Below are 7,165 nucleotides of genomic sequence, written 5' to 3' on the forward strand. Positions count from 1 at the left end.
ATGTTCGACCGACCGCACCTGCGGCTAGCCGAGCGGCTTCTGGCGCGGGCAAAGGCGGCAGGTGTTTCCGCCTGAGCGCCTGCTACCAAACCAATGGGATCAGGCGGTAACGGACCCGGGCCACATAGTCGTCATAGCCGCGCAGGCCGGTGCGAAGCGTCTTCTCTTCAATGAAGGTGCGGATGGCCAGGAGAACGACGATCACGAGTACCGACGACAGCCCCCACCAGGAACCAAGCAGAAGTGCAGTGCCGGCGAAGAAAAGAATGGCGCCGGCGTACATCGGATGGCGGACGTAGCTGTAAGGCCCCGTGGAGATCACACGTTGTCCGCGTTCATCCTGGATCTTCACCACGGGCGCCGCGAAACTGTTCTCCAGCATCGTCAGATAGCAGATCCAGATTCCGAGCAGCAGGACGAGCGCGCCGACCACCTGCACCCAGACGGGAACCACGGACCAGCCGAAACGGACGTCGAATCCCATGAATATCTGCGAACCAAAGATGGCGAGCAGTAGTATGGACAGCAGGACCTTGTCGGCCGTGTCCTGATTCTTCTGGATAGGAGAACTCAACCGCTCATTCATCAGGCCGGGATCGCGCCTTGCCAGCGCCACGCCCAAGGTGAGACTGAGCCCCACCATCCCCACCAGATAGACCCAGGCCCCCGGCCAGCGCAGCGTGCCGGCCGACAGGAAGAGCAAGGCGCCCATGGCGCCAAACCAGACGAATGTTTGGAGGACCAATTTCGCGATCATGATCGACCTTTCATGATATCCGCTCACTGCACTGGCAATTTCAGACCATTGGTCTACCATACCGACCATCGGTCTGTAATTCAAGCGAACTGTGCAGAAGGTTCATCATGCCCCGTGTCATCAAGCATCCAGAGTTCAGGCGAGAAGAGCTTCTGGACCATGCCCAGACCCTTTTCCTGACGCAGGGCTATGACAAAGCGAGCCTCAACGACGTGATTGCGTCCGCCGGCGTCTCGAAGGGCGCCTTCTATCACTACTTCCCCTCCAAGGAGGCTCTTCTGGAAGCATTGGCCCATCGCTTTGCAAGACAGGCACTGGCTGGGGTGCAGGACATAATCGACGATCCGGACCTAGACCCGCTTGGCCGCCTGAATGGCCTGCTCAGCCAGTCGCGGCGGGCAAAGATCGAGACCGCGCCCGAAGCTTGGACTCTTTTCGAGACGATGTTTCGGCCTGAGAATCTGGTGCTTTTCCACCGTATCAATCTGGCCGCCAGCGCGTCGTTTTCACCTCTGCTGGTCAAGATCATCAGGCAAGGGATCGAAGACGGCACTTTCAGGACCTTCGATCCGGAAGGTGTTGCCGACATCGTCATGCAATTCGGCATGGCCACGCATGACGTCGTTGCCAAGGCAATTGCCGGCGGCAGCGACGCCGACATGGAGATCGCGATCGAGGCCCTGGAGAAACGCGTCAGGCTCTACGAGATCGCTCTCGACCGCATACTGGGCCTGCCCGATGGAAGCATCCGGATCGGCGAGCCCGGCTATGTGCGCACCGTCATGACGGCCAGGCGGCGAAAGAGTGCCGGCAAGGCGCTGGCCAAGCCTGATATCTAGTCCTTGTCCCAGCGCGGCCGGCGCATCGAAAACACCTCGTCGACGCTGGCATAATCCATATAGCCGAGACGGGCGACATTGCCGGCCTTGGTGATGTCGAACAGGCCGTCTGTCAGGAAGGCGTCGTCGATGTGCACGCCGACCACTTCACCGGCAACAATCACAGCGCTTGTCGGCGATCCGTCCAGCGCCTTTGGCCGAAAGACTTCCGTCACCCGGCATTCGAGCGCGGCCGGCGCTGCCGCCACGCGCGGCGGCGCCACCAGCCGAGACGGCGCCATGGCAAGATCGGCATAGACGAACTCGTTGACGCCGCGCGGAGCATTGACCGATGTGCGGTTCATCTTCTCCGCGAGATCGCGGCTGACGAGATTGGCGACGAACTCGCCGGTTTCCTGGGCGAAGGAGGCGCTGTCCTTCTCGCCTTCGGAGGAGAACCAGACGATGAAAGGCCGCGTAGAAACGGCATTGAAGAAGGAGTATGGCGCGAGATTGACCTCGCCTGCCCTGTTCAGTGTCGAAATCCAGCCGATCGGACGCGGCGCCACGATCGCCTTCGAAGGGTCATGCGGCAGGCCGTGGCCCTTTGAGGGTTCGTAGAACATTCAGCCCGCCCACGGTCCCGAATAGTCACTGTACAGCTTTGCCGGATCGGGCCGGGGCCGCTCCGGTGCCGGGCCGGCATAGGAGCCGATATGGATGAAGCCGATGACCCGCTCCTGCGGCGCCAGCCCCAGCAGCGCCCTGCCCTCCGGCACATCCGAATACCAGTTGCTGATCATGTTGGTGCCATAGCCCAGCGCATTCGCTGCTATCATCAGGTTCATCGCCGCCATGCCGCCCGACAGGAACATTTCCCATTGCGGGATTTTTGGATTGTCCCTGGGGATCGAAACGACGCCGATCACCAGTGGCGCGCGCGAGAATCGCGCCAGTTCCTGGTTGCGGCGGCCTTCGGACAAGGGACCTTCCCGCTGCTCTGCAAGCGCTGCCAGTTGGCTGCCGATCTCGACGCGGGCGTCGCCACGGTAGAGGATGAAGCGCCAGGGCTCCAACCGGCCATGGTCGGGCACCCGGGAGGCAGCGGCGATCATCGTGGCGATCTCCGCATCGCTCGGCGCCGGCTCCTTCAAATCGGGGATCGGTGCGGAGTTTCGGGTGAGCAGGAAGTCGATGATCGGCGACGCCATGGGCGCAAGTCTCCTGGACATTCTGTTTTGAGCTGAAGCGCACCATCGGGGATTCGGGCGGCTCGGGCATTGGCGCGGGATACGCCGGAGGGAAGAGTCGTTTCAACTCTTAAGCCTTGAAATTGCCACCGCCATGGGCTTCAACGCAAGGCATGTTTGAGGGGACTGTCCGTCTTTTCCTGGTCTGGCTCGGCGCGCTGATATTCATGGCGCCGGTTTCGCTTGCCGTGGCGCAGAACGTCGACGGTGTCACCGACCTGAAGCTTCCGGGAATTTCGAGCTACGCGACGCCGAAAGGCGAGACGTCACTGGCGCTGAGCGGCGGCGGCGCCATCACATTGTCCGCCCAACTAACCGACAAGGGTTCCGACATCACGCGCGGCATCGTCTGGCGGGTTTTCAAGCCCGAAGCCGTCAACGGCAAATTGCCGATGGTTGCCTCCTCCCATGGCGGCACCGCCGTCTTCCAGCTCGAACCCGGCAGCTATCTGGTTCACGCCTCCTACGGCCGGGCCGGCGCCACCAAGCGCATCACTGTCGGCAAGGACGCCAAGCGCGAAAGTCTCGTGCTCGACGCCGGCGGCCTCAAGCTCGACGCAGTGCTGTCCGGCGGCGTGCGCATTCCACCAAAGAAGCTGCGATTTTCGATCTACGAAGGCACCGCCGAGGCCAATGGCGACCGCGCGCTGATCATTCCCGATGTCGAGCCCAACAGCGTCGTGCGGCTCAACGCCGGCATCTATCACGTCGTCTCGACCTATGGCGCAGTCAACGCGGTCATCCGCTCCGACATCCGTGTCGAGGCCGGCAAGCTGACCGAAGCCACCGTCGAGCACCACGCCGCCGAGATCACCATGAAGCTGGTGCGCGAAACCGGTGGCGAGGCGATCGCCGACACATCCTGGTCGCTGCTCAACGAATCGGGCGATCCGATCAAGGAAACCGTCGGCGCCTTCGCCTCGATGGTGCTGGCCGAGGGCGACTACACCATCATCGCCAAGAACCGCGACCGCATCTATCAGAAGGATTTTACGGTCGTGGCCGGGCAGAACCAGGAGATCGAGGTTCTGGCCACCGAGGCCGCGGCGATGGATCCCGAAGAAGGCGCGGACTAACCTTCCGCGGCAGGTTTCCTGTTTTCAGGCTGCCATCTTGGTCCGCGCTGGCAGGAACGGAATCCGGCGGCGCGCCACGATTGGCGCCAGATCGAACACGCCGCGATACAGCCGGTCGAGCAATGCCTTGCGGTCGCGCAACGGCTCCAACTCGCTCCAGCTCAGCACATCGCCGACGCGCACGTCTATCGCCTTGCCGGACAGCCGCGCGAATTCGTGGATGAGCAGCGACGTGCGCAGCGTCAGCGAGGCCTTGCCGACGAATTTCGCCACCCGGCCGTCGCGCTCGGCCATGTTCATCGGCCCGCTGACCAGATGGAACAGCCTGCCGTTCTGCCCGGAAAAATGCATCGGGATGACCGACGCCCTGGCGTCCTGGACGAGACGGGCGGGAAACATCTTCCACGGCAAGTCGCGTGCCTGGCCAAAGCCCTTCGGCGCGGTGGCGACACCGCCGGCCGGAAACACCACGATGGTGACGCCTTCCTTCAACAGCCGCACCGCCTCATGGCGCACGGCCATGTTGTTCTTCAGCGCGTCCTTGGTCTCGGAAAAGTCGATTGGCAGCGAGTAAGGCTCCATCTCGCGGATCTTGAGCAGGTCCTTGTGAATTATCACCCGGAACGGGCGTCCGAGCTGCTCGACCAACGACAGCACGGCAATGCCGTCACCAATGCCGAACGGATGATTGGCGACGATCACCAGCGGCGTGTTCGGCAACTGTGCCGGCGGCCACTGATCCGATGTCCGCACGCGGACGTCGATCAGTTCGAGCATACGGCTGAACACGCGTTCGCCTGTCGGCACGACCTGGCGGCGCCAGAAATCATAAAGTGCTGTGTAGCGGTCGCGGCCCGACAGGCCTTCGACCGAATGAATGAACCAGCGTGTCAGCGCCGGCTGGCGCGGATTGGCATAGGAAAGCTCGGGAAAGGGTCGTTCGCGCAATTTCAGCTTGAGCATGAGGGCTCGTTACAAGGTCGGCGTGACAGGGATATGAAGTAACCGATGTTCCGCCCCCACCGGCACTGGCCCGATGGGGTCAAGGCGCGGAGGCGAGAGCGTCTTGGCGGCCCGACGGTGGTTTGCTACACGAATCTCATGATCATACGACCAGAAAACGCCCATGACATTGCAGAAATCCGCGCGCTGGTCACCACCGCTTTCGACGGTGCGCCATACAGCGCTGGAACGGAGGGAGCCATTGTTGACGCCCTGAGAGCGGGAGGCGCGTTGACGGTTTCCTTGGTGGCAGAACAAGATGGTGAGATCGTTGGTCATGTCGCCTTCTCTTCAGTCAAGATCGACGGCACCGAAGTCAATTGGTACGGTCTCGGGCCAGTTGCAGTGCGACCTGACCGACAGCGGCAAGGCGTCGGTGTTCAGCTAATAGAAGCTGGACTTGACCGGATAAAATCGCTTGGCGCGGCTGGATGCGTGGTTCTAGGCGATCCCGGCTACTATTCCCGATTTGGGTTCAAGGCCGACCCCACTCTGAGGTTTCCAGACGTTCCGCCGGAGTATTTCCAATGTTTGGATTTTGGCCCTGACGCTCGGCAAGGCGTCGTCCTTTATCATCCGGCTTTTTACGGAGCCTAATCCACTTCACAAGGCGTGGTGGTCGCGTCTTCAAGGCAGCGCGTCCTGGCAATCAACCCGATGGTCGCCGACAAGGTGTGAAGGACATACCGCCTACTATGAAAATGGCGGTGGATCGCTCCACCGCCATTTGGTCGAAACCATGCCAATCAAGCCGCGCGTTTGCGCCGGCGGTCGGGTGTAACAGCTTCCTCGGTCAGTTGCGCGATCGCCTGGTCGAGGCCAAGCGATTCCTGGTCGCGCGAGCCCAGCCGGCGCATGTTGACGGTCTGCTCTTCCGCCTCGCGCTTGCCGCAGACGAGGATGACCGGAACCTTGGCTAGGCTGTGCTCGCGGACCTTGTAGTTGATCTTCTCGTTGCGCAGATCCGCTTCCGCCAACAGCCCTGCGGCCTTCAGCTTTGCCACCACCTCGGTCGCATAGCCGTCGGCATCCGACGTGATCGTCGCCACCACCACCTGCAGCGGCGCGAACCACAGCGGGAAATGGCCGGAATAGTTCTCGATCAGGATGCCGAGGAAGCGCTCCATCGAGCCGCAGATCGCGCGGTGCACCATCACAGGCTGCTTCTTCTCGGAATCGGAGCCGATATAGAAGGCGCCGAACCGTTCCGGCAGGTTGAAGTCGACCTGCGTCGTGCCGCACTGCCATTCGCGGCCGATGGCATCCTTGAGCACATATTCGAATTTCGGGCCGTAGAAGGCGCCCTCGCCCGGATTGATCGAGGTCTTGATGCGATTGCCGGACCGTGTCCTGATCGTCTCCAGCACGCTCCCCATGATCGCCTCGGCATGATCCCAGGCTTCGTCGGTGCCGACGCGTTTATCGGGCCGCGTCGACAGCTTGACGCTGATTTCGTCAAAACCGAAATCAGCATAGGTCGACAGGATCAGATCGTTGATGCGCAAGCACTCCGCGGCCAGCTGCTCCTCGGTGCAGAAGATGTGCGCATCGTCCTGCGTGAAGCCGCGAACGCGCATCAGCCCGTGCAGCGCGCCCGACGGCTCGTAGCGGTGCACATTGCCGAATTCCGCAAGCTTTACGGGAAGATCGCGATAGGACTTCAACCCATGCTTGAAAATCTGCACATGGCCCGGACAGTTCATCGGCTTCAGCGCGAAGACCCGGTCGTCATCGGTGTCGTCGCCGGCGACCGTCACCTTGAACATGGCGTCGCGATACCAGCCCCAATGGCCTGACGTCTCCCACAGGCTCTTGTCGAGCACCTGCGGCGCGTTGACCTCCTGATAGCCCTGCTCGTCGAGGCGGCGGCGCATGTAGTTGACCAGGTTCTGGAACATCTTCCAGCCCTTGGCATGCCAGAAGACGACGCCCGGTCCCTCTTCCTGGAAATGGAACAGGTCCATCTCGCGGCCGATCTTCCTATGGTCGCGCTTCTCGGCCTCCTCCAGCATCATCTGGTAGGCTTCGAGCTGCGCCTGATCAGCCCAGGCCGTGCCGTAGATGCGGGTCAGCATCGGGTTGTTCGAATCACCGCGCCAATAGGCGCCGGCCACCTTCATCAGTTTGAAGGCATTGCCGATCTGCCCGGTCGAGGCCATGTGCGGGCCACGGCAGAGGTCGAACCAGTCGCCCTGCGCGTAGATCTTGAGATCCTGATCCTCGGGAATGGCGTCGATCAACTCCAGCTTGTAGCGTTCGCCC

General features: G+C 61.8%; 8 protein-coding genes. 3 read left to right on the forward strand and 5 right to left on the reverse strand.

Going from position 1 to position 7,165, the window contains the following annotated elements:
* Positions 1–82: 82 nt before the first annotated feature.
* Positions 83–757, reverse strand: coding sequence for an isoprenylcysteine carboxylmethyltransferase family protein (locus tag EN906_RS16875; RefSeq protein WP_127375270.1), 675 nt, complete (start codon positions 755–757; stop codon positions 83–85).
* A 107-nt stretch (positions 758–864) separates the two neighbouring features.
* Between EN906_RS16875 and EN906_RS16880 the strand changes: the two genes are divergently transcribed.
* A complete protein-coding gene (locus tag EN906_RS16880; RefSeq protein WP_127270168.1) occupies positions 865–1,596 on the forward strand; it encodes a TetR/AcrR family transcriptional regulator in 732 nt (243 codons plus the stop codon).
* Here EN906_RS16880 and EN906_RS16885 read toward each other — a convergent pair.
* Positions 1,593–2,201, reverse strand: coding sequence for a flavin reductase family protein (locus tag EN906_RS16885; protein ID WP_127270170.1), 609 nt, complete (start codon positions 2,199–2,201; stop codon positions 1,593–1,595). The two genes, EN906_RS16880 and EN906_RS16885, sit on opposite strands and share 4 nt — an antisense overlap.
* Positions 2,202–2,786, reverse strand: a complete 585-nt coding sequence (locus tag EN906_RS16890; RefSeq protein ID WP_127270172.1) for a nitroreductase — start codon at positions 2,784–2,786, stop codon at positions 2,202–2,204.
* A gap of 152 nt (positions 2,787–2,938) precedes the next feature.
* On the opposite strand from EN906_RS16890, the gene EN906_RS16895 reads away from it, so the two are divergent.
* Positions 2,939–3,901 carry a hypothetical protein gene (locus EN906_RS16895; protein WP_127270173.1) on the forward strand — a complete coding sequence of 321 codons (963 nt, stop codon included), beginning with the start codon at positions 2,939–2,941 and terminating at the stop codon, positions 3,899–3,901.
* Between the two features lie 24 nt (positions 3,902–3,925).
* On the opposite strand, the gene EN906_RS16900 is transcribed toward EN906_RS16895, so the two are convergent.
* Positions 3,926–4,864 carry a GNAT family N-acetyltransferase gene (locus EN906_RS16900; protein ID WP_127301673.1) on the reverse strand — a complete coding sequence of 313 codons (939 nt, stop codon included), beginning with the start codon at positions 4,862–4,864 and terminating at the stop codon, positions 3,926–3,928.
* 138 nt (positions 4,865–5,002) lie between these two features.
* Between EN906_RS16900 and EN906_RS16905 the strand changes: the two genes are divergently transcribed.
* Positions 5,003–5,500, forward strand: a complete 498-nt coding sequence (locus EN906_RS16905) for an N-acetyltransferase (protein ID WP_127267641.1) — start codon at positions 5,003–5,005, stop codon at positions 5,498–5,500.
* A gap of 149 nt (positions 5,501–5,649) precedes the next feature.
* On the opposite strand, the gene thrS is transcribed toward EN906_RS16905, so the two are convergent.
* Positions 5,650–7,165 (reverse strand): threonine--tRNA ligase (gene thrS / locus EN906_RS16910; protein ID WP_127375271.1); only part of this gene is annotated, 1,516 nt, incomplete at its 5' end.

This window comes from Mesorhizobium sp. M7A.F.Ca.CA.004.06.1.1 (assembly GCF_003999135.1).
Classification (GTDB): domain Bacteria; phylum Pseudomonadota; class Alphaproteobacteria; order Rhizobiales; family Rhizobiaceae; genus Mesorhizobium.